General features: G+C 70.4%; 25 protein-coding genes. All 25 read left to right on the top strand.

Annotated features, from left to right (window positions below; genetic code table 11):
• Positions 1–140 precede the first annotated feature (140 nt).
• Positions 141–854: a TetR/AcrR family transcriptional regulator gene (locus IG74_RS0134235; RefSeq protein ID WP_234334541.1), complete on the top strand. Its 714-nt coding sequence runs from the start codon at positions 141–143 to the stop codon at positions 852–854.
• 36 nt (positions 855–890) lie between these two features.
• A complete protein-coding gene (locus IG74_RS0134230; RefSeq protein WP_078869272.1) occupies positions 891–1,391 on the top strand; it encodes a response regulator in 501 nt (166 codons plus the stop codon).
• Positions 1,392–1,551: 160 nt separating this feature from the next.
• The gene (nrtL, locus tag IG74_RS0134225) at positions 1,552–2,655 is read left to right on the top strand and encodes an ArgS-related anticodon-binding protein NrtL (protein WP_030685202.1); all 1,104 of its coding nucleotides are present in this window, start codon (positions 1,552–1,554) and stop codon (positions 2,653–2,655) included.
• A 22-nt stretch (positions 2,656–2,677) separates the two neighbouring features.
• Positions 2,678–4,069, top strand: coding sequence for a diaminopimelate decarboxylase (gene lysA, locus IG74_RS0134220; protein ID WP_030685200.1), 1,392 nt, complete (start codon positions 2,678–2,680; stop codon positions 4,067–4,069).
• 140 nt (positions 4,070–4,209) lie between these two features.
• Positions 4,210–5,499, top strand: coding sequence for a homoserine dehydrogenase (locus tag IG74_RS51345; protein WP_030685198.1), 1,290 nt, complete (start codon positions 4,210–4,212; stop codon positions 5,497–5,499).
• A gap of 6 nt (positions 5,500–5,505) precedes the next feature.
• Complete coding sequence (thrC, locus tag IG74_RS51340; protein ID WP_030685195.1) at positions 5,506–6,564, top strand: threonine synthase; 1,059 nt, start codon at positions 5,506–5,508, stop codon at positions 6,562–6,564.
• A 256-nt stretch (positions 6,565–6,820) separates the two neighbouring features.
• Positions 6,821–7,738 (top strand): homoserine kinase, encoded by a 918-nt coding sequence (gene thrB, locus IG74_RS0134205; RefSeq protein ID WP_030685193.1) that lies wholly within the window; start codon positions 6,821–6,823, stop codon positions 7,736–7,738.
• A gap of 387 nt (positions 7,739–8,125) precedes the next feature.
• Positions 8,126–10,156: a transcription termination factor Rho gene (gene rho, locus IG74_RS0134200; protein ID WP_030685190.1), complete on the top strand. Its 2,031-nt coding sequence runs from the start codon at positions 8,126–8,128 to the stop codon at positions 10,154–10,156.
• A 359-nt stretch (positions 10,157–10,515) separates the two neighbouring features.
• The gene (locus IG74_RS0134195; protein ID WP_030685188.1) at positions 10,516–11,634 is read left to right on the top strand and encodes an LCP family protein; all 1,119 of its coding nucleotides are present in this window, start codon (positions 10,516–10,518) and stop codon (positions 11,632–11,634) included.
• Between the two features lie 171 nt (positions 11,635–11,805).
• Positions 11,806–12,030, top strand: coding sequence for a 50S ribosomal protein L31 (rpmE, locus tag IG74_RS0134190; protein ID WP_030361197.1), 225 nt, complete (start codon positions 11,806–11,808; stop codon positions 12,028–12,030).
• Between the two features lie 135 nt (positions 12,031–12,165).
• The gene (prfA, locus tag IG74_RS0134185; protein WP_030685186.1) at positions 12,166–13,242 is read left to right on the top strand and encodes a peptide chain release factor 1; all 1,077 of its coding nucleotides are present in this window, start codon (positions 12,166–12,168) and stop codon (positions 13,240–13,242) included.
• Positions 13,243–13,282: 40 nt separating this feature from the next.
• On the top strand, positions 13,283–14,128 hold the full coding sequence (gene prmC / locus IG74_RS0134180) for a peptide chain release factor N(5)-glutamine methyltransferase (RefSeq protein WP_030685183.1): 846 nt from the start codon (positions 13,283–13,285) through the stop codon (positions 14,126–14,128).
• Positions 14,129–14,217: 89 nt separating this feature from the next.
• On the top strand, positions 14,218–14,865 hold the full coding sequence (locus IG74_RS0134170; protein ID WP_030685182.1) for an L-threonylcarbamoyladenylate synthase: 648 nt from the start codon (positions 14,218–14,220) through the stop codon (positions 14,863–14,865).
• A gap of 62 nt (positions 14,866–14,927) precedes the next feature.
• The gene (locus IG74_RS0134165; protein ID WP_420709992.1) at positions 14,928–15,593 is read left to right on the top strand and encodes a protein-tyrosine-phosphatase; all 666 of its coding nucleotides are present in this window, start codon (positions 14,928–14,930) and stop codon (positions 15,591–15,593) included.
• Positions 15,594–15,679: 86 nt separating this feature from the next.
• Positions 15,680–16,954, top strand: a complete 1,275-nt coding sequence (glyA, locus tag IG74_RS0134160) for a serine hydroxymethyltransferase (protein ID WP_030685178.1) — start codon at positions 15,680–15,682, stop codon at positions 16,952–16,954.
• 102 nt (positions 16,955–17,056) lie between these two features.
• A complete protein-coding gene (locus IG74_RS0134155; RefSeq protein WP_030685175.1) occupies positions 17,057–18,427 on the top strand; it encodes an MraY family glycosyltransferase in 1,371 nt (456 codons plus the stop codon).
• Between the two features lie 261 nt (positions 18,428–18,688).
• Positions 18,689–19,150 (top strand): hypothetical protein, encoded by a 462-nt coding sequence (locus IG74_RS0134150; RefSeq protein WP_030685174.1) that lies wholly within the window; start codon positions 18,689–18,691, stop codon positions 19,148–19,150.
• A 276-nt stretch (positions 19,151–19,426) separates the two neighbouring features.
• Positions 19,427–20,197 carry a F0F1 ATP synthase subunit A gene (gene atpB, locus IG74_RS0134145; RefSeq protein WP_037826516.1) on the top strand — a complete coding sequence of 257 codons (771 nt, stop codon included), beginning with the start codon at positions 19,427–19,429 and terminating at the stop codon, positions 20,195–20,197.
• A gap of 76 nt (positions 20,198–20,273) precedes the next feature.
• On the top strand, positions 20,274–20,510 hold the full coding sequence (gene atpE, locus IG74_RS0134140) for an ATP synthase F0 subunit C (RefSeq protein WP_030685170.1): 237 nt from the start codon (positions 20,274–20,276) through the stop codon (positions 20,508–20,510).
• 39 nt (positions 20,511–20,549) lie between these two features.
• Positions 20,550–21,107, top strand: coding sequence for a F0F1 ATP synthase subunit B (locus IG74_RS0134135; protein WP_030685168.1), 558 nt, complete (start codon positions 20,550–20,552; stop codon positions 21,105–21,107).
• Entirely contained in the window at positions 21,104–21,925 is an 822-nt protein-coding gene (locus IG74_RS0134130) for a F0F1 ATP synthase subunit delta (RefSeq protein WP_030685166.1), read from the top strand. The genes IG74_RS0134135 and IG74_RS0134130 overlap by 4 nt, the downstream gene beginning before the upstream one ends.
• Before the next feature lie 124 nt (positions 21,926–22,049).
• Positions 22,050–23,642 (top strand): F0F1 ATP synthase subunit alpha, encoded by a 1,593-nt coding sequence (gene atpA / locus IG74_RS0134125; protein ID WP_030685163.1) that lies wholly within the window; start codon positions 22,050–22,052, stop codon positions 23,640–23,642.
• Positions 23,643–23,662: 20 nt separating this feature from the next.
• Positions 23,663–24,580, top strand: a complete 918-nt coding sequence (locus IG74_RS0134120) for a F0F1 ATP synthase subunit gamma (RefSeq protein ID WP_030685161.1) — start codon at positions 23,663–23,665, stop codon at positions 24,578–24,580.
• Positions 24,580–26,016 (top strand): F0F1 ATP synthase subunit beta, encoded by a 1,437-nt coding sequence (gene atpD, locus IG74_RS0134115; protein WP_030685158.1) that lies wholly within the window; start codon positions 24,580–24,582, stop codon positions 26,014–26,016. Before IG74_RS0134120 ends, atpD begins: the two co-directional genes overlap by 1 nt.
• Before the next feature lie 130 nt (positions 26,017–26,146).
• On the top strand, positions 26,147–26,518 hold the full coding sequence (locus tag IG74_RS0134110) for a F0F1 ATP synthase subunit epsilon (RefSeq protein ID WP_030685156.1): 372 nt from the start codon (positions 26,147–26,149) through the stop codon (positions 26,516–26,518).
• Positions 26,519–26,526: the final 8 nt, after the last annotated feature.

Below are 26,526 nucleotides of genomic sequence, written 5' to 3'. Positions count from 1 at the left end.
GTAAAAATTTCGGGGACGTCGGCAGCGGCCGGGCGGACGGGGCCCCGGGGAGCCGGACCGGTGGTCCGGACGTGTAAGACTCGACCGGCGAACACTCGGTGACGCGTGGTGCGCCCGTAGTGAGCCGCGTGACTGTGGAGGTGAATGTCATCGCAGGCAAAGAACGCACGAAGAGCGAGCCCGGCGGGGCAGTCGGCAACGTCTGGCTGCGACCCCCGCGGGACAAGGGAGAGCCGCCGCTCACCCGGGCCCGCATCGTCCGGGCGGCCGTCGACCTCCTGGACGAGGAGGGGATGGACCGCCTCACGATGCGCCGCCTGGCCGAACGGCTGCAGGCGGGCGCCACGACGCTGTACTGGCACGTGAAGACGAAGGGCGACGTCATCGACCTCGCCGTCGACGCGATCTTCGGCGAGACACCGGTCCCCGACCGGCACGGCGACGACCCCCGGCAGGACATCGCCACCCTGGTCAACGACTGGCGGCAGGCCATGCTGCGGCACCCCTGGGCCGCCACCGTGCCCTCGCGGCAACGGCCCCTGATGGGGCCCAACTTCCTGACCTGGATGGAGTTCCTGCAGTCCGCCCTGCTGCGCGCCGGACTCACCGAGAAGCGGCTGAACGCGGCCACGTGGGCGCTCTACAACCACGTGATGGGTGCCACCGCCACCCAGTCCAGTCTGCGGCTTTCCGCGGAGGAGGCCCGGATGGGCCAGGAGTACCTGGAGCGCCAGCGCGAGCGGTACCCGACGGTCGCCGCGAACCAGTACATCTCCGACGACGACTGGGACGCCAACTTCGCCCTCGGACTCGAGTTCCTGCTCGACGGGATCGAGGCGCAGACACGGACCTGACGGCGGTCCCGCGGGCCCCCGGAGGCTCCCTCGCAAGTGGCGGAAGTAGGGAAAACCCGGACGCGACGGCGGGTGTCGACCTACTCTCGAGTTGTGCCAGGCGTGCCCGGCCGTGTGCTTGTTGTGGACGACAACAAGGTCATCCGGCAACTGATCAGGGTCAATCTCGAGCTGGAGGGCTTCGAGGTCGTGACCGCGGCCGACGGTGCCGAGTGCCTGGACGTCGTGCACCAGGTCCGGCCGGACGTCGTCACCCTGGACGTGGTCATGCCCCGCCTCGACGGCCTGCGCACCGCCGCCCGGCTGCGCGCCGACCCGCGCACCCGGGACGTGCCGCTCGTCGTGGTCAGCGCCTGTACGCAGTACGAGGTGGAGGCGGGTCTCGACGTCGGCGTCGACGCGTTCCTGGCCAAGCCCTTCGAGCCCGCGGAACTCGTCACCGTCGTACGCCAGTTGATGGGCCGCGCCGACCACGGCGACGGCCCCCTGGGAACGCCCTGCCCGGGCGGCGGCCCGGAGCGGGCCGGACACCCTTGACCCGGGCGGGTGCGGGCCGCGTCGCTGTGCGGCTCCGCCGCGCGGGCGTGACCAGCCACGACGGTCCCGCGGGCAGCCGAAGGCGCCGCTCGGGGCGTGGGGCGCCGGGCCCGCGCCCCCGTGCACGCCAGTGCCCCCTCGCCTCCCCTACCCTGGTCCCGTGACACCCGTCGAGCTCTCCCGCACCGTGCTGCGCGCCATGCGCGCCGCCGTGGCCGCCGGAGAGCTCAGCGCCACCGTGCCCGAGCGGGCGCACGTGGAACGGCCGCGCCCCGGCGGCCGCGGCGACTACGCCAGCAACCTCGCCCTGACGATCGCCCGCGAAGCCGGCGCGCCCCCGCGCCGCGTCGCCGAGATCCTCTCCGCGCGCCTCACCGCCGAGCCCGGCATCGCCCGCGCCGACGTCACGGGCCCCGGCTTCCTCAGCATCACCCTCGACGGCGCCCCCGGCGCCCGGCTCGTCGCCGAGATCCTCGCCCGCGGCGAGACGTACGGCCACGTCCCGGACACCGGGGAACTGGTCCAGCTGCACATCCCGCACGAGCTCCGCGCCGCCGTCGTCGCCGACAGCGCGCGCCGCGTCCTGCGCTCCCAGGGCGCCCTCGTCCGCGTCACCTGCGACACGGCCCCCGACCCCGCCTGGGCCGAGGTCCTCGGCGTACGCGTGGACGCACACGGACGCCCCCCGGTCCCGCTGCCCGCCCTCCGCCCGGTCCCCGCCCCGGCCGAGCCGGACCCGCTGCGCCTCGGCCGCGACGCCGCCCGCTGGGCCCTGCTCCTGCCCGCCGCCCACGACCGCCCGCACACCGGCGACGACCACCTCGCCCAGCGCGAGACCAACCCCCTGTTCCGCGTCCGGTACGCGCACGCCCGCGCCCGCGCCCTCACCCGCAACGCCGCGGACCTCGGCTTCACCGCCGCCCCCGGTGACACCCGTGACACCCGCGACGCCCACGGTGGCCACGGCGTGGAAAAAGCAGTGGCAGAAGCAGCGGGGGACGACGGACACTCGCTGCTCGGCGCCCTCGGCGACTACCCCGTCGTCCTCGCCGCCGCCGCCCGCCACCGCGCGCCCGACCGGCTCGCCCGGCACCTCGTCCGTACCGCTGACGCCCTCCTCGCGCGGGCCCACACCGTGCTGCCCCTCGGTGACGAGAAACCCTCGGCCGCCCACCGGGCCCGGCTCGCGCTCGCCGAAGCCGCCGGGACGGTGCTCGCCGGCGGCCTGTCCCTGCTCGGCATCAGCGCGCCCGCGTACCTGTGAGACGAGAAGAGTCGAAAGAGCCATGAGCCGTTCCGCCCACCCCGCAGGACCCCGGCACGGAGACGTCCTGCCCGAGGGCCACTACTCCCCGCCGCCCGCCGACCTCAACGCCCTCGACCCCAAGGTCTGGTCGAAGACCGTAAGCCGCGGCGCCGACGGCGTCGTCGGCGTGGGCGGCACCGACGTGCTGCGCATCGCCGAGGAGTTCGGCACGCCCGCCTACGTCCTCGACGAGGCCGACTTCCGCGCCCGCTGCCAGGCCTGGCGCGACGCCTTCGGCCCCGACGCCGACGTGTTCTACGCGGGCAAGGCCTTCCTCTCCCGCGCCGTCGTGCGGTGGCTGCACGAGGAGGGCCTCAACCTCGACGTGTGCTCCGGCGTCGAGCTGGCCACCGCCCTGGACGCGGGCATGCCCGCCGACCGCATCGCCTTCCACGGCAACAACAAGAGCGCCGCGGAGATCGAGCGGGCCGTCCGGGCCGGCGTCGGCCGCATCGTGCTCGACTCCTTCCAGGAGATCGTGCGGGTCGCGCACATCGCCGACGGCCTCGGCACCCGGCAGCGCGTGCAGATCCGGGTGACCGTCGGCGTCGAGGCCCACACGCACGAGTTCATCGCCACCGCCCACGAGGACCAGAAGTTCGGCATCCCGCTCGCCGGGGGCCAGGCCGCCGAGGCCGTGCGGCGCGCCCTCAAGCTCGACGGGCTCGACCTCGTCGGCATCCACAGCCACATCGGCTCGCAGATCTTCGACACCTCCGGATTCGAGGTGGCCGCCCACCGCGTGGTGGGCCTGCTGAAGGACATCCGCGACGAGCACGGCGTCGAACTGCCCGAGATCGACCTCGGCGGCGGCCTCGGCATCGCCTACACCCCGGCCGACGACCCGCGCGAGCCGCACGAGATCGCCACCGCCCTGCGCGAGATCGTCACGCGCGAGTGCGAGCGGGCGGGCCTGCGCGTGCCCCGGCTCTCCGTCGAGCCGGGCCGCGCCGTCGTCGGCCCGACCGCCTTCACGCTGTACGAGGTCGGCACCATCAAGCCCCTCGACGGCCTGCGGACGTACGTCTCCGTGGACGGCGGCATGTCGGACAACATCCGCACCGCGCTCTACGACGCCGAGTACAGCGTCGCGCTCGTGTCCCGCTCGTCCGCAGCGGAGCCGATGCTCGTGCGCGTCGTCGGCAAGCACTGCGAGAGCGGCGACATCGTCGTCCGCGACGCCTTCCTGCCCGCCGACCTCGCCCCCGGCGACCTCATCGCCGTCCCCGCGACCGGCGCGTACTGCCGCTCCATGGCCAGCAACTACAACCACGCGCTCCGCCCGCCGGTCGTCGCCGTCGCGGACGGCGCGGGCCGCGTCATCGTGCGCCGGGAGACCGAGGACGACCTGATGCGGCTCGACGTCGGGTGAACCACCCGTCCGGTGGCAACCGGACCCGATACAACCGGTTAGTGAAATAGATGTCTCACGATCCGGACTTTGGTCAGAAACACCGTTCCGGTGGGTGAGACTGGACCCACCGTACTTGGAGAAGGAAACGAGGTCGGATGATGCGTACGCGTCCGCTGAAGGTGGCGCTGCTGGGCTGTGGGGTTGTCGGCTCAGAGGTGGCGCGCATCATGACGACGCACGCCGACGACCTCACAGCCAGGATCGGCGCCCCGGTGGAGCTCGCCGGGGTCGCCGTCCGGCGCCCCTCCAAGGTGCGCGAGGGCATCGACCCGGCGCTCGTGACGACGGACGCCACCGCGCTCGTCAAACGCGGGGACATCGACGTCGTCGTCGAGGTCATCGGCGGCATCGAGCCCGCCCGCACCCTCATCACCACCGCCTTCGAGCACGGCGCGTCCGTGGTCTCGGCGAACAAGGCGCTCATCGCCCAGGACGGCGCCGCGCTGCACGCCGCCGCCGAGCAGCACGGACGTGATCTTTATTACGAAGCGGCCGTGGCCGGCGCGATTCCGCTGATCAGGCCGCTGCGCGAGTCGCTCGCCGGAGACAAGGTCAACCGCGTCCTCGGCATCGTGAACGGCACGACCAACTTCATCCTCGACGCGATGGACACCACCGGCGCCGGCTACCAGGAAGCCCTGGACGAGGCCACCGCCCTCGGGTACGCGGAGGCGGACCCGACCGCCGACGTCGAGGGCTTCGACGCCGCCGCCAAGGCCGCGATCCTCGCCGGCATCGCCTTCCACACCCGGGTGCGCCTCGACGACGTCTACCGCGAGGGGATGACCGAGGTCACCGCCGCCGACTTCGCGTCCGCGAAGCGCATGGGCTGCACCATCAAGCTGCTCGCCATCTGCGAGCGGGCCGCCGACGGCGGTTCCGTCACCGCCCGCGTGCACCCGGCGATGATTCCGCTCAGCCACCCGCTGGCCAGCGTCCGCGGGGCGTACAACGCGGTCTTCGTGGAGGCCGAGGCCGCCGGTCAGCTGATGTTCTACGGCCCCGGCGCGGGCGGCTCGCCGACCGCGTCCGCCGTCCTCGGCGACCTGGTCGCGGTGTGCCGCAACAAGCTCGGCGAGTCCACCGGACCCGGTGACTCCGCGTACACCCAGCTGCCCGTGAGCTCCATGGGCGAGGTCGTCACGCGGTACCACATCAGCCTCGACGTGGCCGACAAGCCGGGCGTCCTCGCCCAGGTGGCCACCGTCTTCGCCGAGCACGGCGTCTCCATCGACACCGTCCGTCAGACGGTCAAGGACGGCGAGGCCTCCCTCGTCGTCGTCACCCACCGTGCGCCCGACGCCGCCCTCAGCGGCACCGTCGAGGCGCTGCGCAATCTCGACACCGTGCGTGGTGTCGCCAGCATCATGCGGGTTGAAGGGGAGTAAGCAGCAATGACCCACCAGTGGCGCGGAATCATCGAGGAGTACCGGGACCGTCTCCCCGTCTCCGACACCACGCCGGTCGTGACGCTCCGTGAGGGCGGTACGCCGCTCGTGCCCGCGCAGGTGCTCTCCGAGCGCACCGGCTGCGAGGTCCACCTCAAGGTCGAGGGCGCGAACCCGACCGGGTCCTTCAAGGACCGCGGCATGACCATGGCGATCACCAAGGCCAAGGAGGAGGGGGCCAAGGCCGTCATCTGCGCCTCCACCGGCAACACCTCGGCGTCGGCCGCCGCCTACGCCGTCCGCGCGGGCATGGTCTGCGCGGTCCTGGTGCCGCAGGGCAAGATCGCCCTCGGCAAGATGGGCCAGGCGCTCGTCTACGGCTCGAAGATCCTCCAGGTCGACGGCAACTTCGACGACTGCCTGAACCTGGCCCGCGGCCTGTCCGAGAACTACCCGGTGGCCCTGGTCAACTCGGTCAACCCGTTCCGCATCGAGGGCCAGAAGACCGCCTCGTTCGAGATCGTGGACGCCCTCGGCCAGGCCCCGGACATCCACGTCCTGCCGGTCGGCAACGCGGGCAACATCACGGCCTACTGGAAGGGCTACAAGGAGTACGCCGCCGACCAGGTGGCCACGAGCACCCCGCGGATGTGGGGCTTCCAGGCCTCCGGTTCGGCGCCCATCGTGCGCGGCGAGGTCGTCAAGGACCCCTCGACGATCGCCACCGCGATTCGCATCGGCAACCCCGCGTCGTGGCAGCACGCGCTCGCCGCGCGCGACGAGTCGGGCGGCTTCATCGACGAGGTGACGGACCGTGAGATCCTGCGCGCCTACAAGCTGTTGGCCTCCCAGGAGGGCGTCTTCGTCGAGCCCGCGTCCGCCGCGTCCGTCGCCGGTCTGCTGAAGGCCGCCGAGCAGGGCAAGGTCGACAAGGGCCAGCGCATCGTCTGCACGGTCACCGGCAACGGCCTCAAGGACCCGGACTGGGCGGTCGCGGGAGCCCCGCAGCCGGTCACCGTGCCGGTGGACGCGGCGGCCGCGGCGGAGCGCCTCGGTCTGGCGTAACGCCCCAAACCCCGCAACTCCCCACAGGGGGTGCACAGGGGGCTCGCGACACGCATCGTGCGCCTCCTGTGCGCCCTATGTCGCCGCAGAACCTTCCTTCGATAGGCTGTAGCGAACCCACCCCGCATATGCCGCCGCATGTGCCGTGGTGCCGCCCGCCGAGGCGGCTCTCGGGTGCTGCCGTTTCTCGTCGGCCGAGCGCCGGCCGAGGCGGCAAGTCCTCCACAAATCGCAGCTCAAGGAGAGTCATCGAGCGATGGCCGGTCCCGCGTTCCGCGCCGCCGCCGTCAGGGTGCGCGTCCCCGCCACCAGCGCCAACCTCGGCCCGGGCTTCGACGCCCTGGGCCTGTCGCTGGGGCTCTACGACGACGTGGTCGTACGCGTCGCCGACTCCGGCCTGCACGTCGACATCGCAGGCGAGGGCAGCGACACCCTCCCGCGCGACGAGTCGCACCTGCTCGTACGCTCCCTGCGCACCGCCTTCGACCTGCTCGGCGGGCAGCCGCGCGGCCTCGAGGTCGTCTGCGCCAACCGCATCCCGCACGGCCGCGGCCTCGGCTCCTCGTCCGCCGCGATCTGCGCCGGGATCGTCGCCGCACGGGCGGTGACCATAGGTGGCGAGGCCCGCCTCGACGACGCCGCGCTCCTGGAGCTCGCCACCGAGATCGAGGGCCACCCCGACAACGTCGCGGCCTGCCTGCTCGGCGGCTTCACGGCCTCCTGGATGGACGGCTCCGCGGCCCGCGCCATCAGGATGGACCCCGTCGATTCCATCGTTCCGGTGGTTTTCGTACCCGGAAAGCCCGTGCTCACCGAAACCGCCCGCGGACTGCTGCCGCGCACCGTCCCGCACGTGGACGCGGCCGTCAACGCGGGCCGGGCCGCCCTGCTCGTCGAGGCCCTGACCAGGCGCCCCGAGCTGCTGCTGCCCGCCACCGAGGACCGCCTGCACCAGGAGTACCGCGCCCCGGCCATGCCGGAGAGCACCGCCCTGGTGGAGAGCCTGCGCGCCGACGGCGTACCCGCGGTGATCTCCGGCGCCGGACCCACGGTCCTCGCGCTGGTCGACGACAGTGCGGCCGACAAGGTCGCACGCCTGGCGGGCGAGGGCTGGGCGGCGAACCGCCTCGCGCTCGACCCGGCGGGCGCGAGTGTGCTGCCGCTGGCTCCCTGACCCGGGAGGACAGCGCACTCGGGGTGTCCGGATTTGGAGAGGGGGAATGTTTGTTGGATCCGGTAGTGTTAACCTCAAGTCTGCACCCGACCCCACCATGGCGAGGTGCTTTGTGTCCCCGTCCGGGACATCCATCCTTCCGGGAGCCTCCCAAACTGCTCTGTGCTTCGCACTGAGCGGTGCCGAGCACGCTCCGGAACCGGCGTGACCGAGCCGAGTGACCACCGCACCTCAGTGGCCCGGCATCGGGAAGCGCCACATCTGTGAACTCTTCCGCCGCGTTGGCGGACCACCGCCCCGGCACGGTCCACACACCAGGGACCGCCGGACAGCACAACCGGTCGCCGAGCCAGACAGGCCGACGTCCGCTCCAGGGAAGGACCCTTCGTGAGCGACACCACCGATCTGATGGGCGTGACTGCCGACACGCCCGCCACGGACGCCTCTGCGGCGCCTGCCACCGGTGCTTCGGCCGGGTCCCGGCGGCGCCGCGGCACCGGCCTCGAGGGCATGGTGCTGGCGGAACTGCAGCAGGTCGCATCGGGCCTCGGAATCAAGGGCACCGCGCGGATGCGCAAGAGCCAGCTGATCGAGGTCATCAAGGAGGCGCAGGCCGCGGGGGGAGCCCCGGCCAAGTCCGCCGACACCGCGGAGGCCCCGGCCAAGCCGAAGCGCCGCGCCACCTCCAAGGCGCGCACCGGTGAGGCCGCCGAGAAGGCCGCCAAGTCCGACGAGGCCCCGGCCGAGCCGAAGGCCCCCGCCCAGCAGCAGATCGACATCCCCGGCCAGCCGGCGAGCGACGACAAGCCGGGCCGCGGCCGCCGTCGCGTCACCGCCGAGGCCGGCAGCCCCGAGACCGTCACCGCCGAGGCCAAGGGCCAGGGCGAGGCGAAGGCCGAGGCCCCCAGGGCCGAGCAGTCCGAGGCGAAGTCCGACCGCGCCGACAAGGGCGACGACCAGCAGGGCGAGGGCCGTCAGGGCCGCCGCGACCGCCAGGGCCGCGGCCGTGACCGCGAGCGCGGTGACCGTGGCGAGCGCGGCGACCGCGGGGAGCGCGGCGAGCGCGGTGACCGTCGCGGCAACAAGGGCGACGACCAGCAGGGCGGTGGCAACCGCAAGGACCAGGGCGGCCGTCAGGACCGTCAGGACCGCAAGGAGCAGGACGACTTCGACGACGACGGCAGCGGTCGCCGCGGCCGCCGCGGCCGGTACCGCGACCGCCGTGGCCGTCGTGGCCGCGAGGACTTCGCGGGCGAGCCGCAGGTGTCCGACGACGACGTCCTGATCCCGGTCGCGGGCATCCTGGACATCCTCGACAACTACGCGTTCATCCGTACGTCGGGCTACCTCCCGGGCCCCAACGACGTGTACGTCTCCCTCGCCCAGGTCCGCAAGAACGGCCTGCGCAAGGGCGACCACGTCACCGGCGCGGTGCGCCAGCCCAAGGACGGCGAGCGCCGCGAGAAGTTCAACGCCCTGGTGCGCCTGGACTCCGTCAACGGCATGGCGCCCGAACACGGCCGCGGGCGGCCGGAGTTCAACAAGCTGACGCCCCTTTACCCGCAGGACCGGCTCCGCCTGGAGACCGACCCGGGCGTCCTGACGACCCGCATCATCGACCTCGTCTCGCCCATCGGCAAGGGCCAGCGCGGTCTGATCGTGGCCCCGCCGAAGACCGGCAAGACCATGATCATGCAGGCGATCGCCAACGCGATCACGCACAACAGCCCCGAGTGCCACCTGATGGTCGTCCTCGTCGACGAGCGTCCGGAAGAGGTCACCGACATGCAGCGGTCGGTGAAGGGCGAGGTCATCTCCTCGACCTTCGACCGTCCCGCCGAGGACCACACCACGGTCGCCGAGCTCGCCATCGAGCGCGCCAAGCGTCTGGTGGAGCTGGGTCACGACGTGGTCGTGCTGCTCGACTCGATCACGCGTCTGGGCCGTGCGTACAACCTCGCCGCCCCGGCCTCCGGCCGCATCCTGTCCGGTGGTGTCGACTCGACCGCCCTCTACCCGCCGAAGCGCTTCTTCGGTGCGGCCCGCAACATCGAGGACGGCGGCTCGCTGACCATCCTGGCCACCGCGCTCGTCGAGACCGGCTCGCGCATGGACGAGGTGATCTTCGAGGAGTTCAAGGGCACCGGCAACATGGAGCTCAAGCTCGACCGGAAGCTCTCCGACAAGCGCATCTTCCCGGCGGTGGACGTGGACGCGTCCAGCACCCGCAAGGAAGAGATCCTGCTCGGCAGCGACGAGCTCGCGATCGTCTGGAAGCTGCGCCGGGTGCTGCACGCCCTGGACCAGCAGCAGGCCATCGAGCTGCTCCTGGACAAGATGAAGCAGACGAAGTCGAACGCCGAGTTCCTGCTCCAGATCCAGAAGACGACGCCGGCGCCGGGCAACGGCAACGACTGACCGCCGCGGGCGCTTCGCGCAGGCTGACCGGAAGGGCCGGTCCCGTCATCCGACGGGACCGGCCCTTCCGCATGTGCAGGACATGCGGCGACACCTGACCGTCGGGTTTCGGCCAAGAGACCTTGGCCACACGGATAAGAGATTCTCACGGTCACGCGCGGTAGCGCTGCCTTCTGCGAAAGCGCAGGTGGGGGGCCGAAAGTACTAGACGGAACGCACGCTCGGTGACCGATGGACCCCGGGGCGCACACAGGCCGCTATGCAACCCTTCTTTCGGTTTCGACGTCTGACAAGTGACGGAAAGCCACGCCTGACCCTGAAAGCAGGGGGTAGCCGAACGGACGAGGACTGAGGAGCGCATGACCGACGAGAGCAGGCCCGCCGACGCGCAGCCGAAACACCGCGGCAAGCGCGGCCGGCGCCGCAAACCGCGCAGCAAGCGCAAGAAGGCCCTCGTCATATCGGCCTGGACCGCCGCAGGGGTGGTCGTCCTCGGCGGCACCGGCCTCGGTTACGTGTACTTCAAGCTCAACGGCAACATCAAGGGCGTCGACATCAACGCCGCGCTCGGCACCGACCGCCCCCTGGACGTCGACAACGGCTCCCAGGACATCCTCGTCCTCGGCTCCGACTCGCGCTCGGGCAAGAACGCCAAGTACGGCAAGGACGAGGGCGCCGCCCGCTCCGACACCGCGATGATCGTCCACGTCTACAAGGGCCACAAGAAGGCCAGCGTGGTCTCCATCCCCCGCGACACCCTCATCACCCGGCCCGAGTGCGCGGTCAAGGACGGCAAGACGGACCCGGGCGGCGAGCGCCAGATGTTCAACACGGCGTACGAGGTCGGCGGCCCGGCCTGCGCGGTGAAGACCGTCGAGAAGATGTCCGGCATCCGCATGGACCACTACGTCGAGGTCGACTTCACGGGCTTCAAGAAGCTCATCGACACCCTCGGCGGGGTGGACATCACCACCAAGCAGCCGATCAAGGACAAGGACAGCCACCTCGACCTGCCCGCCGGTGACCACCAGCTCAACGGCGAGCAGGCCCTCGGCCTCGTCCGCACCCGGCACGGCGTCGGCGACGGCAGCGACCTCGGCCGCATCCAGCTCCAGCAGGCCTTCATCAAGGCGCTGATCAACCGGGTCAAGGACATCGACCTGTTCAGCAACCCGAAGAAGCTCTGGGACCTCGCGGACGCCTCGACCAGCGCCATCACCACCGACTCCGACCTGGACACGGTCAAGGATCTGGCGAGCTTCGCGGGCGGCCTCAAGGGCATCGGCGCGGGCGACATGAAGATGGTCACGCTGCCCGTCCAGTACGACCCGGCCGACCGCAACCGCGTCATTCCCCTCGAAGAGGCCGACCGACAGGTCTGGGACGCCCTCCGGGCGGACAAGCCGATTCCCAAGTCGGCCACCGACAAGTCCGCCGGCGACAAGGGCGCCGCGGGCAAGGTCGTGACCAGCGAATAAGCCCGCCGGACGACCGGCGGACGGGCCCGCGGGAGGGCTCCGGGAATACTTCCGGGCCCACCCCGGTTTGGGCAGATGCGGCCGGTCCTGGCAAACTGGTCCGTCGGCCCCGGTTCACGCACCCGCATCCCGCGCGTGCGACCCGGAGCCCTCCCGAAACTAGGAGACACCTTGAAGCGCGACATCCACCCCGAGTACGTCGAGACGCAGGTCAGCTGCACCTGTGGCGCGTCGTTCACCACCCGTAGCACGATCTCCGGCGGCACCATCCGTGCCGAGGTCTGCTCCGAGTGCCACCCGTTCTACACGGGCAAGCAGAAGATCCTCGACACCGGTGGCCGTGTGGCCCGCTTCGAGGCCCGCTTCGGCAAGGCTGCCGGCTCCGCCAAGAAGTAGCGAGCCACCTGCGCCGGTCTCCGGTCGCCCTCGTCCGCGGGGGTGGCCGGGACCGGCGTTTGCCGTCTGTCACAGAAGCAGCCACGCAGCCCTGCGCGAGCCCCGCTCGCGTACCGAAAACCCAGGAGCCCGAAGATGTTCGAGGCGGTCGAGGAACTGATCGGCGAGCACGCCGAGCTGGAGCGGAAGCTCGCCGACCCGTCGGTCCACGCCGACCAGGCCAACGCGCGCAAGCTCAACAAGCGCTACGCCGAGCTGACCCCGATCGTCGCCACGTACCGGACCTGGAAGCAGCTCGGTGACGACATCGACACCGCGCGCGAGCTGGCGGCCGAGGACCCCGACTTCGCGGCCGAGGTCAAGGACCTCGCCGAGAGCCGCGACGAGGTCACCGAGAAGCTGCGCCTGCTGCTCGTGCCCCGTGACCCGAGTGACGACAAGGACGTCATTCTGGAGATCAAGGCGGGCGCGGGCGGCGACGAGTCGGCGCTCTTCGCGGGCAACCTGCTGCGCATGTACCTGCGGTACGCCGAGCGCGTCGGCTGGAAGACCGAGATCATCGACGCCACCGAGTCCGAGCTCGGCGGCTACAAGGACGTCCAGGTCGCCGTGAAGACCAAGGGCGGCAACGGCGCCACCGAGCCCGGCCAGGGCGTCTGGGCCCGGCTGAAGTACGAGGGCGGCGTGCACCGCGTGCAGCGCGTGCCCGCGACCGAGTCGCAGGGCCGCATCCACACCTCCGCGGCCGGCGTGCTCGTCACGCCCGAGGCGGAGGAGGTCGACGTCGAGATCAACATGAACGACCTGCGCATCGACGTCTACCGCTCCTCGGGCCCCGGCGGCCAGTCCGTCAACACCACCGACTCGGCCGTGCGCATCACGCACGTCCCGACCGGTGTGGTCGCCTCCTGCCAGAACGAGAAGAGCCAGCTCCAGAACAAGGAGCAGGCCCTGCGCATCCTGCGCTCCAGGCTGCTCGCTGCGGCCCAGGAGGAGGCGGAGCGGGAGGCCGCGGACGCCCGCCGCAGCCAGGTCCGCACCGTCGACAGGTCCGAGAAGATCCGTACGTACAACTTCCCGGAAAACCGCATCTCCGACCACCGCGTGGGCTTCAAGGCGTACAACTTGGACCAGGTGCTCGACGGCGACCTCGACGCGGTCATCCAGGCCTGTGTCGACGCCGACTCCGCCGCGAAGCTCGCCGCCGCCTGAGCCCGCCCCGTAACCACCGTTCAAGCCCCGGAGGACCAGCGTGAACCTGCTGCTCGCGGAAGTGGCCCAGGCCACTCAGCGGCTGGCCGACGCCGGCGTGCCCTCGCCGCGCAACGACGCGGAGGAGCTCGCCGCCTTCGTGCACGGCGTGAAACGGGGCGAGCTGCACTCCGTCAAGGACGCGGACTTCGACGCCCGCTACTGGGAGACGATCGCGCGCCGCGAGGCCCGCGAGCCGCTGCAGCACATCACGGGGCGCGCGTTCTTCCGGTACCTGGAGCTCCAGGTGGGTCCCGGCGTGTTCGTGCCGCGCCCCGAGACCGAGTCCGTGGTCGGCTGGGCCATAGACGCGGTGCGCGCCATGGACGTGGTCGAGCCGCTCATCGTCGACCTGTGCACCGGCAGCGGCGCCATCGCCCTCGCCCTGGCCCAGGAGGTGCCGCGCTCGCGCGTGCACGCCGTGGAGCTGTCCGAGGACGCCCTGACCTGGACCCGCAAGAACGTCGAGGGCTCCCGGGTCACCCTGCACGCGGGTGACGCGCGCACGGCCCTGCCGGAGCTCGACGGCCAGGTCGACCTGGTCGTCTCCAACCCCCCGTACATCCCGCTCACGGAGTGGGAGTACGTTGCGCCGGAGGCGCGGGACTACGATCCCGAACTCGCCCTGTTCTCCGGCGAGGACGGCCTCGACCTGATCCGCGGCATCGAGCGCACCGCGCACCGGCTGCTGCGGCCGGGCGGAGTCGTCGTCGTGGAGCACGCCGACACCCAGGGCGGGCAGGTGCCGTGGATCTTCACCGAGGAGCGTGGCTGGGCCGACGCGGCCGACCACCCCGACCTGAACAACCGGCCGCGCTTCGCGACCGCCCGCAAGGCGATGCCGTGACCACGGCATCGCGGCAGCAGACGCAGCACGACCAGCTCGACCAGCACGACGAGTACGTGGACCAGTACGTGTACGAGGAGGCCCGCTAGATGGCACGGCGATACGACACCAACGACGCGACCGACCGCACGACCGGTCTGCGCGAGGCCGCGTCCGCCGTCCGCCGTGGCGAACTGGTGGTGCTGCCGACGGACACCGTGTACGGCGTGGGCGCGGACGCCTTCAGCCCGGAGGCCGTCGCCGACCTCCTCGACGCCAAGGGGCGCGGGCGGAACATGCCGACGCCCGTCCTCATCGGCTCCCCGAACACCCTCCACGGCCTCGTCACGGACTTCTCCGAGTCCGCCTGGGAGCTCGTCGACGCCTTCTGGCCGGGGGCGCTCACCCTCGTCGCCAAGCAGCAGCCGTCGCTCCAGTGGGACCTGGGGGACACCCGGGGCACCGTCGCCATCCGGATGCCGCTGCACCCGGTCGCCATCGAGCTCCTCACCGAGGTCGGCCCCATGGCGGTGTCCTCGGCGAACCTCACCGGGCACCCGGCGCCGGAGGACTGCGACGCCGCCCAGGAGATGCTGGGCGACGCCATCTCGGTCTACCTGGACGGCGGCCCCACGCCCGGCATCGTCCCCTCCTCCATCGTGGACGTCACCGGCAAGGTGCCCGTCCTGCTGCGGGCCGGGGCGCTGGACGCGGACGAGCTCCGCAAGGTGGTACCCGACCTCGAGGTGGCCAATTGACAGCCCCTGAGACGGGGCGTGGCATAGCGGGCTTCCCGGTCCCCGCGGGGCTTGTGGACCCGGTGGTCTTCCCGGACCCCGCCGGGGACGACGGGGGCGTCCGGCCCTTCGGTGCCCCCGGCGCCTTCCGCATCCTCCACGTCAGCACCGGCAACGTCTGCCGCTCGCCGATCACTGAGCGGCTGACCCGGCATGCCCTCGCCGACCGGCTCGGCGACCCCGCCACGGGCGGGCTCATCGTGGAGAGCGCGGGCACGTGGGGGCACGAGGGCGCGCCCATGGAGACCCACGCCGAGACGGTCCTCGCCGACTTCGGGGCGGACGCCACCGGTTTCGTGGGCCGCGAGCTCCTCGACGACCACGTCATCCGGGCCGACCTGGTGCTCACCGCGACCCGGGACCACCGCGCCCAGGTCATCTCCATGGGGCACTCGGCCGGGCTCCGGACCTTCACCCTGAAGGAGTTCACGCGGCTCGTACGGGCCATAGACCCCGCGACGCTGCCCGACCCCGAAGGGGACGACGGGGTGGTCGAGCGGGCCCGTGCCCTGGTGCGGGCCGCGGCCGCGCTGCGCGGCTGGCTGCTCGCCCCCAGCGTCGAGGCCGACGAGGTCTACGACCCCTACGGCGCGCCCCTGCCCTTCTTCCGCTCGGTCGGCGGCGAGATCCAACAGGCCCTCGACCCGGTCGTCACCGCCCTGACGGGCGTCCCGGCACCTCAGGCGTAGCCCCCAGGTCGGGAAGGGGCGGGTCAGGGGCGCACCGAGAGGGCCACCGCCGCGCGCATCGGCCAGGGCGCGCCTACATTGGAGAGATGACGACGGCCAGCGCAAGGCGCTCCGCCGCCCCGGCGGCGTACGCGGCGCTGCGCCGCCAGGACCCCGAACTCGCGGAGGTCCTGCTCGGCGAGACCACCCGGCAGTCGGCCTCGCTCCAGCTCATCGCCGCCGAGAACTTCACCTCGGAGGCCGTCCTGACGGCCCTGGGCTCCCCGCTGGCGAACAAGTACGCCGAGGGCTACCCCGGCGCCCGCCACCACGGCGGCTGCGAGTTCGTGGACGTCGCCGAGCGCCTCGCCGTGGACCGCGCCAAGGCCCTCTTCGGCGCCGAGCACGCCAACGTGCAGGCCCACTCGGGCTCGTCCGCCGTCCTCGCCGCGTACGCCGCTCTCCTGCGCCCGGGGGACACGGTCCTCGCGATGGGTCTCCCGTACGGAGGACACCTCACCCACGGCTCGCCCTCGAACTTCTCGGGCAGGTGGTTCGACTTCGTCGGCTACGGCCTCGACCCGGAGACCGGCCTCATCGACTACGAGCAGGTGCGCGTCCTGGCTCGCGAGCACCGGCCGAAGGCGGTCGTGTGCGGCTCCATCGCCTATCCGCGCCACATCGACTACGCCGCCTTCCGCGAGGTCGCCGACGACGTGGGTGCCCATCTGATCGCCGACGCCGCGCACCCCATCGGCCTGGTCGCGGGCGGCGCGGCGCCCAGCCCGGTGCCGTACGCGGACGTGGTGTGCGCCACCACCCACAAGGTCCTCCGCGGCCCGCGCGGTGGCTTGATCCTGTGCGGGGCGGACCTCGCCGAGCGGATCGACCGGGCGGTGTTCCCGTTCACGCAGGGCGGCGCGCAGATGCACACGATCGCCGCCAAGGCGGTCGCCTTCGGCGAGGCGGCCACCCCCGCCTTCACCGCGTACGCCCATCAAGTCGTCGCGAACGCACGGGTGTTGGCCGACGCCCTGGCGGGAGAGGGGTTCGCCGTCAGCACCGGGGGCACGGACACGCACCTGGTGCTCGCCGACCCCGCCCCGCACGGCGTCGATGCCCGGACGGCGCGGGGCAGGCTCGCCGCGGCGGGTCTGGTTCTGGACACCTGTGCGCTGCCCCACGGCGACGGCCGCGGCCTGCGCCTGGGCACGGCCGCGGTCACCACGCAGGGGATGCGGGAGGCGGAGATGGCACGCGTCGCCGCGCTGTTCGCCGCCGCCGTCCGGGAGGAGGACGACGTCAGGGCGGCGGTCCGGAACCTCACGGACCGGTTTCCGCCGTATCCGGGCCGGGGGAGAGGCGAGATCACGGCGCTGTAGCGGAGTTGTGCAACGATCGTCGCTACCCGGAAGTGCCCAACCTTATGCGCGCGAAGCTAGGGTGTGGTGCTGAGATGGCCAGCGATACCTGTGGGGAAGCCCGTGCGTGAATATCTGCTGACGCTCTGCATCACGGCCGCGGTGACCTATCTGCTGACCGGCCCGGTGCGGAAGTTCGCGATCGTGGCCGGTGCCATGCCGGAGATCCGCGCGCGCGACGTGCACCGGGAACCGACACCCCGGCTCGGCGGTATCGCGATGTTCTTCGGCCTGTGCGCGGGCCTGCTGGTGGCCGACCACCTGCCCAACCTCAACGAGGTGTTCACGAAGTCGAACGAGCCGCGCGCGCTGCTGTCCGGCGCCGCCCTGATCTGGCTCATCGGCGTCCTGGACGACAAGTTCGAGATCGACGCGCTGATCAAGCTCGGCGGCCAGATGATCGCCGCGGGCGTCATGGTCGTCCAGGGCCTGACGATCCTGTGGCTGCCCATCCCGGGCTACGGCACCCTCTCGCTGACCCAGTGGCAGGGCACCCTCCTGACCGTCGCCCTCGTCGTCATCACCATCAACGCGGTGAACTTCGTCGACGGCCTGGACGGCCTCGCCGCGGGCATGGTGTGCATCGCCGCCGCCGCGTTCTTCATGTACGCGTACCGCATCTGGTACGGCTACGGCATCGAGGCCGCCGCCCCCGCGACCCTCTTCGCCGCCATCCTGATGGGCATGTGCCTCGGCTTCCTGCCGCACAACATGCACCCGGCCAGGATCTTCATGGGCGACTCGGGCTCCATGCTCATCGGGCTCGTGCTCGCCGCCGGTGCCATCTCCATCACCGGGCAGGTCGACCCGGACGCGATGAAGCTGAACCTCGGCGGCAGCGCCCGCGACGCCACGCACGCGATGCTCCCGGTGTTCATCCCGCTGCTCATGCCGCTGACGATCATCGCGATCCCGTTCGGCGACCTGGTGCTCGCCATCGCGCGCCGCACCTGGAAGGGCCAGTCGCCGTTCGCCGCCGACCGCGGCCATCTGCACCACCGGCTCCTGGACGTGGGCCACTCGCACAGCCGCGCCGTGCTGATCATGTACTTCTGGTCGGCCCTCATCGCCTTCGGCACCGTCGCCTACTCGGTCCACTCGACGAACATGTGGATCCTGTTGCTCATCGTGGCCCTGAGCGCGGTGGGTCTGGTGCTGCTCCTGTTGCCCCGGTTCACCCCGCACGCGCCCCGCTGGGCGGAGAACTTCGTGCCGCCGAGGTACCGGCGCGAGCGGCGCTCCGCGGCCGGTGCAGCGGCCGCTGAGCGCGCCGACGGGGCCGCCCCGGAGGAGGCGTACGGGACGAGCGGGACGGACGGGCCGGGTGAGGCGCCGGAAGGCCGCCCGGCCGTCGGCGCGGGCGTCAACGGCGCGACCGCGCTCGGCACCCGCCCGCGCTTCCTGGACCGGCGCAAGGCGGGGTCGTCACGTTGACGCCGACCGGCAAAGCGGCCCTTTACCAGACAAAGCGACGGCGCGCGTGCACAGACGCGCGGGTTGCCTCTCATGTGTGACAGCGAGCACACCTGACAGGTAAAGACCTCATCAAATAGTTTGTGATACGGTTCACGAGACCCGGCGACAGAGCCGAAGGACCGTAGTGCGACGGTCCATTGGCCCGAGGACCCCGCTCGGCCCGGGTCTACGCTCGTCCATGACGACACCCTGCCCCCATCAGTAAGCGGAGTTGCCGCCATGCCGTCTCAAGACACCCGGACTCTCCTGCAGTCCGCCGTCCCCACTGCTGCCGCCGGTGCGATCACCGCCGTGGTCAGTGGCGTGGTCGCGGGCGGCAAGGGGGCGCTCGGCGCCGTCATCGGCACACTGGTGGTCATCGCCTTCATGGGGCTCGGTCTGTTCGTTCTGCAGCGGACGGCAAAATCGCTTCCGCAGCTGTTCCAGGCGATGGGCATGATGCTCTACGTCGCTCAGCTGCTGCTGCTTCTCATCTTCGTGGGTCTGTTCAAGGACACCACCGCGTTCAACCCGAAGGCCTTCGCGCTCGCCCTCGTCATCGCCACCGTCGCCTGGATGGCGTCGCAGGCCCGCGCGCACATGAAGGCCAAGATCCTCTACGTCGAACCCGAACCCGAACCTTCCTCGGCCGCCGCCTCCCAGAAGAGCGGCAAGCCGGAGAAGCCGGGGTCGGAGACGTGAGAGGTAGGGCCGGGATAAATGCCCGTTCGAGATGCTGCTATCGTCCGGTTCCAACTGCGGCACTGCAGGCGCGGGCATCTGAGCTGACGCCTGCACCATCGCGAGGCTCGATGCCTGACCGCCGCTCACACTTCCGAAACACCAGTCCGGTGCCGATCCGCGGCCGCGTGCCGCGCCGACTCGACAACGAGGTTGCCGTACCCATGCTTCACGCCGAAGGAGCCCGCGGTGAGTGCTGAACAAACTGAGCTCGCCTTTGACTGGAGCTGTCGGATCATGTCCGACAACGGCTGTGGCTTCCCGGCTCCGGGCCTGCACTCGTTCCTCTTCAAGCCGATCTTCGAGGTCGGCGGGTTCGAGTTCAACAAGGTCATGCTGCTCGCCCTGATCACGACCCTGGTCGTCATCACCTTCTTCTACGCCGCCTTCGGCAAGGCCAAGGTCGTGCCGGGCAAGCTCCAGATGATCGGTGAGGCCGGCTACGACTTCGTGCGCCGGGGGATCGTCTACGAGACCCTGGGCAAGAAGGAGGGCGAGAAGTACGTCCCCCTCATGGTCTCGATGTTCTTCTTCATCTGGATCATGAACATCTGGTCCGTGATCCCGCTCTCGCAGTTCCCGGTCTCGTCGGTCTTCGCGTACCCGGTCGTGCTCGCGGTCATCACGTACCTGATCTGGGTGCCGCTGACCTTCAAGCGCCACGGCTTCGTGGGCGGTTGGAAGAACATCACCGGCTACGACAACTCGCTCGGCCCGATCAAGTGGCTGGTGTCGTTCATCGAGTTCTTCTCGAACCTGCTGGTGCGTCCCTTCACGCACTCCGTGCGACTCTTCGCCAACATGTTCGCCGGTCACCTGATGCTGGTGATGTTCACCGTCGCTTCCTGGTACCTGCTGAACAGCTGGATGATCCCGGCGGCCGGCGTCTCCTTCGTGATGACCGTCGCGATGATCTGCTTCGAACTCTTCGTGCAGGCCGTCCAGGCGTACGTCTTCGTGCTCCTCGCCTGCTCGTACATCCAGGGTGCTGTCGCCGAGCACCACTGACACCACCCACCCCGTAAGCCCCCAGATGCCCGGTGGCCAACCCCCACCGGTCCATGAAAGAGAAGGAAGAGACAGCATGTCCGCTGTTGAGCTCGCCGCAGGTGTTTCCGGTTCCCTCGGTTCGATCGGCTACGGCCTCTCCGCGATCGGCCCCGGCATCGGCGTCGGCATCGTCTTCGGCAAGGGCACCGAGGCCCTGGCCCGTCAGCCCGAGGCCGCCGGTCTGATCCGTGCCAACCAGATCCTGGGCTTCGCCTTCTGTGAGGCGCTCGCCCTCATCGGCATCGTTATGCCGTTCGTGTTCGGTCAGTAATTACTACTCACCGACACATTTTCGACGAAAGGCACTGATGTGATCGCCAACCTGGTTCAGCTGGCGGCCGAGGAGAAGCAGAACCCGCTTATTCCTCCGGGCCCCGAGCTGCTTGTCGGCGCCATTGCCTTCGCCATCGTTTTCTTCTTCTTCTGGAAGAAGCTCCTCCCGAACATCAACAAGGTTCTGGAAGAGCGCCGGGAGGCGATCGAAGGCGGTATCGAGAAGGCCGAGGCCGCCCAGACCGAGGCCCAGAGCGTTCTTGAGCAGTACAAGGCTCAGCTCGCCGAGGCACGGCACGAGGCCGCGCGACTGCGCCAGGAGGCGCAGGAGCAGGGCGCCCAGCTCATCGCCGAGATGCGGGCCGAGGGCCAGCGGCAGCGCGAGGAGATCGTCGCCGCCGGTCACTCCCAGATCGAGGCCGACCGCAAGGCCGCCGCGCAGGCGCTGCGCCAGGACGTGGGCCAGCTGGCCACCGAACTGGCCGGCAAGCTCGTCGGCGAGTCCCTCGAGGACCACGCCCGCCAGAGCCGCACCATCGACCGCTTCCTCGACGAGCTCGACGAGAAGGCGACGAAGGCCGAGGCGACTCGATGACAGCGCATGGAGCGAGCCGCGAGGCGCTTGCCGCCGCGCGCGAGCGCCTCGACGCGCTGACGGACAACACCGCGGTGGACGCGGCCCGGCTCGCGGACGAGCTGGCCGCCGTCACCGCGCTGCTCGACCGGGAGGTCTCGCTGCGTCGGGTCCTGACCGACCCGGCGCAGGCCGGCGAGGCCAAGGCCGAGCTGGCCGGGCGCCTGCTCGGCGGCAAGGTCGGCGGCGAGACCGCTGACCTGGTGGCCGGCATGGTCCGCTCCCGCTGGTCCGCCTCGCGCGACCTGGTGGACGCCCTGGAGGAGCTGGCGAGCGTCGCCGACCTGACCGCCGCGCAGAAGTCGGGCGCGCTGGACACGGTCGAGGACGAGCTGTTCCGCTTCGGCCGGATCGTCGCCTCCAGCACCGAGCTGCGGGCGGCCCTCACCGACCGCGCCGCCACCGCCACGGCCAAGGGCGAGCTGCTGCGCAGCCTGCTCGGTGGCAAGGCGGCAGCGACCACGGAGCGTCTCGTCGAGCGCCTTGTGACCGTGCCCCGTGGACGTAGCCTGGAAGCGGGACTCGAGTCCCTCTCCAAGCTGGCCGCGGACCGCCGGGAGCGCATGGTCGCCGTCGTGACTTCCGCCGTTCCGCTGTCGGACCAGCAGAAGCAGCGACTCGGCGTGGCGCTCGCCAAGATCTACGGGCGTCAGATGCACCTGAACCTGGACGTGGACCCCGAGGTCCTCGGCGGGATCCGGGTGCAGGTGGGCGACGAAGTCATCAACGGCTCCATCGCGGACCGCATCGAGGACGCGCACCGCCGCATGGCGGGCTAGCAACTCAACAAGCAAGACCAAACGGCCCGAGTTGGGCCGTGCAGAGGATTCACCTCTTCCTGGGGGGAGTCCCCATCCCCCCCAAGTGAAACTTCGGGCCCAACAAGGAGAGCAGGGAACCCAGATGGCGGAGCTCACGATCCGGCCGGAGGAGATCCGGGACGCGCTGGAGAACTTTGTCCAGGCGTACAAGCCGGACGCGGCCTCGCGCGAGGAGGTCGGTACGGTCACCCTGGCCGGCGATGGCATCGCGAAGGTCGAGGGCCTGCCCTCGGCCATGGCCAACGAACTGCTGAAGTTCGAGGACGGCACGCTCGGTCTCGCGCTGAACCTGGAAGAGCGCGAGATCGGTTCGATCGTCCTCGGCGAGTTCAGCGGCATCGAGGAGGGCCAGTCGGTGCAGCGCACCGGCGAGGTCCTGTCGGTCGCGGTGGGCGAGGGCTACCTCGGCCGCGTCGTCGACCCGCTCGGTCACCCGATCGACGGCCTCGGCGAGATCGAGACCAGCGGACGTCGTGCCCTTGAGCTGCAGGCCCCGACGGTCATGGAGCGCAAGTCGGTGCACGAGCCGATGGAGACGGGCTACAAGGCCGTCGACGCGATGACCCCGATCGGCCGCGGCCAGCGTCAGCTGATCATTGGCGACCGCCAGACGGGCAAGACCGCCCTGGCCGTCGACACGATCATCAACCAGCGCGACAACTGGCGCTCGGGCGACGTGAACAAGCAGGTCCGCTGCATCTACGTCGCCATCGGTCAGAAGGGCTCGACCATCGCCTCCGTGCGTGGCGCCCTCGAAGAGGCCGGTGCGCTGGAGTACACGACCATCGTCGCCGCCCCGGCGTCCGACCCGGCGGGCTTCAAGTACCTGGCCCCCTACACCGGTTCGGCCATCGGCCAGCAGTGGATGTACGAGGGCAAGCACGTCCTCATCATCTTCGACGACCTCTCGAAGCAGGCCGACGCCTACCGCGCCGTGTCCCTGCTGCTCCGCCGTCCGCCGGGGCGCGAGGCCTACCCGGGTGACGTCTTCTACCTGCACTCCCGCCTGCTCGAGCGCTGCGCGAAGCTCTCGGACGAGATGGGCAAGGGCTCGATGACCGGTCTGCCGATCGTCGAGACCAAGGCGAACGACGTGTCGGCGTTCATCCCGACCAACGTCATCTCCATCACCGACGGCCAGTGCTTCCTGGAGTCGGACCTGTTCAACGCCGGTCAGCGCCCCGCCCTGAACGTCGGCATCTCCGTCTCCCGAGTCGGTGGTTCCGCGCAGCACAAGGCGATCCGCCAGGTCTCCGGCCGACTGCGCGTCGACCTCGCCCAGTTCCGTGAGCTGGAGGCGTTCGCCGCCTTCGGTTCCGACCTGGACGCCGCGTCGAAGGCCCAGCTGGAGCGCGGCCAGCGCATGGTCGAGCTGCTCAAGCAGGCCCAGTACCAGCCGATGGCCACCGAGGACCAGGTCGTCTCCATCTGGGCCGGCACCACCGGCAAGATGGACGACGTGCCCGTCGCCGACATCCGCCGCTTCGAGAAGGAGCTGCTGGACTACCTGCACCGCAAGGAGCAGGGCCTGCTGACCTCCATCAAGGAGGGCGCCAAGATGTCGGACGACACGATCACGGCCATCGGTGACGCCGTCGCCGCGTTCAAGAAGCAGTTCGAGACCTCGGACGGCAAGCTTCTCGGCGAGGACGCTCCTGCCGCTGCCGGCAAGTGACGACGGAAGGGACCTGACTCATGGGAGCCCAGCTCCGGGTCTACAAGCGTCGCATCAAATCCGTCACGGCGACCAAGAAGATCACCAAGGCGATGGAGATGATCGCCGCCTCGCGCGTCGTCAAGGCGCAGCGCAAGGTGGCGGCCTCCACGCCGTACGCGACCGAGCTCACCCGCGCGGTCACGGCTGTCGGAACCGGTTCGAACACCAAGCACCCGCTGACGACGGAGGCGGAGTCGGCGACACGTGTCGCCGTGCTGCTCCTGACCAGCGACCGCGGTCTGGCCGGCGCCTTCAACTCCAACTCCATCAAGGCCGCGGAGCAGCTGACCGCGCGCCTTGAGGCCGAGGGCAAGGAGGTCGACACGTACATCGTCGGCCGCCGTGGTGTGGCCCACTACAACTTCCGCGAGCGTCAGATCGCGCAGCAGTGGACCGGCTTCACCGACCAGCCCGAGTACGCGGACGCCAAGACGGTCGCGGGCCCGCTGATCGAGGCCATCGAGAAGGACACGGCCGAGGGTGGTGTGGACGAGCTCCACATCGTCTACACCGAGTTCGTCTCGATGATGACGCAGACGGCCATCGACAGCCGACTGCTGCCGCTCAGCCTCGAAGAGGTGGCGGAGGAGTCGAGCGCGAAGAGCGAGATCCTTCCGCTGTACGACTTCGAGCCGTCGGCGGAGGACGTCCTCGACGCCCTCCTTCCGCGCTACGTCGAGAGCCGCATCTACAACGCGCTGCTGCAGTCGGCTGCTTCCAAGCACGCCGCCACGCGCCGCGCGATGAAGTCGGCGACCGACAACGCCGGGGACCTGATCAACAACCTGTCCCGGCTTGCCAACGCGGCCCGCCAGGCCGAAATCACCCAGGAAATCAGCGAGATCGTTGGTGGCGCGTCCGCGCTGGCCGACGCGACCGCGGGGAGTGACAAGTAATGACGACCACTGTTGAGACGGCCGTTGCCACGGGCCGCGTCGCCCGGGTCATCGGCCCGGTCGTCGACGTGGAGTTCCCCGTCGACGCGATGCCGGAGATCTACAACGCGCTGCACGTCGAGGTGGCCGACCCGGCCAAGGACGGCGAGAAGAAGACCCTGACGCTCGAGGTCGCCCAGCACCTCGGTGACGGCCTGGTCCGCGCCATCTCCATGCAGCCCACCGACGGCCTGGTCCGCCAGGCCCCGGTCACCGACACCGGCGACGGCCTCACCGTCCCGGTCGGCGACTTCACCAAGGGCAAGGTGTTCAACACCCTCGGCGAGGTCCTGAACGTCGACGAGCAGTACACGGGTGACCGCTGGTCCATCCACCGCAAGGCCCCGAACTTCGACGAGCTTGAGTCGAAGACCGAGATGTTCGAGACCGGCGTCAAGGTCATCGACCTGCTGACCCCGTACGTCAAGGGCGGCAAGATCGGTCTGTTCGGTGGTGCCGGTGTCGGCAAGACGGTGCTCATCCAGGAGATGATCTACCGCGTCGCCAACAACCACGACGGTGTCTCCGTGTTCGCCGGTGTCGGCGAGCGCACCCGTGAGGGCAACGACCTCATCGAGGAGATGTCGGACTCGGGCGTCATCGACAAGACCGCCCTCGTCTTCGGCCAGATGGACGAGCCCCCGGGCACCCGTCTGCGCGTGGCCCTCGCCGGTCTGACCATGGCGGAGTACTTCCGCGATGTGCAGAAGCAGGACGTGCTGTTCTTCATCGACAACATCTTCCGCTTCACCCAGGCCGGTTCCGAGGTCTCCACGCTGCTCGGCCGCATGCCGTCCGCCGTGGGTTACCAGCCGAACCTGGCCGACGAGATGGGTCTCCTCCAGGAGCGCATCACGTCGACCCGTGGTCACTCGATCACCTCGATGCAGGCGATCTACGTCCCCGCGGACGACCTGACCGACCCGGCCCCGGCCACCACGTTCGCCCACCTCGACGCGACGACGGTGCTCTCCCGTCCGATCTCCGAGAAGGGCATCTACCCGGCCGTGGACCCGCTGGACTCCACGTCCCGCATCCTGGACCCGCGGTACATCGCGCAGGACCACTACGACACCGCCATGCGGGTCAAGAACATCCTGCAGAAGTACAAGGACCTCCAGGACATCATCGCGATCCTCGGTATCGACGAGCTCGGCGAAGAGGACAAGCTCGTCGTCTCCCGCGCCCGTCGTGTGGAGCGCTTCCTGTCGCAGAACACCCACGTCGCCAAGCAGTTCACCGGCGTCGACGGTTCGGACGTCCCGCTGGACGAGTCGATCACCGCGTTCAACGCGATCTGCGACGGCGAGTACGACCACTTCCCCGAGCAGGCGTTCTTCATGTGCGGTGGCCTCGAGGACCTCAAGGCCAACGCCAAGGAGCTCGGCGTCTCCTGAGTCGGCTGACTCCTGGTGGAGGGGCGGGCCCGGCCCCCGCGGGGACCGTGTCCCGCCCCTCCCCACACGCCACGTAGAATTTGACCCAACACCCGGCTGAACCGCCGGGTGGTGACCCGAGGAGCCACCCTTGGCTGCTGAGCTGCATGTCGAGCTGGTCGCCGCGGACCGCAGCGTCTGGTCCGGCGAGGCCACCCTGGTCGTCGCACGCACCACGTCCGGCGACATCGGCGTCATGCCCGGTCACCAGCCGCTGCTCGGTGTGCTGGAGTCGGGCCCGGTGACCATTCGTACGAGCGACGGCGGCACTGTCGTCGCCGCGGTGCACGGCGGATTCATCTCGTTCGCGGACAACAAGCTGTCGCTGCTCGCCGAGATCGCCGAGCTTTCCGACGAGATCGACGTCCAGCGTGCGGAGCGGGCGCTCGAGCGTGCCAAGTCGGAGGCCGACGCCTCCGCCGAGCGGCGTGCCGACGTCCGACTGCGTGCGGTGGCGCGCTGACCCCAGCG

Origin of the sequence: Streptomyces sp. NRRL B-1347, assembly GCF_000720325.1 — a bacterium.
Classification (GTDB): Bacteria; Actinomycetota; Actinomycetes; order Streptomycetales; family Streptomycetaceae; genus Streptomyces.
This window is presented reverse-complemented; position numbering and strand designations above follow the sequence as displayed.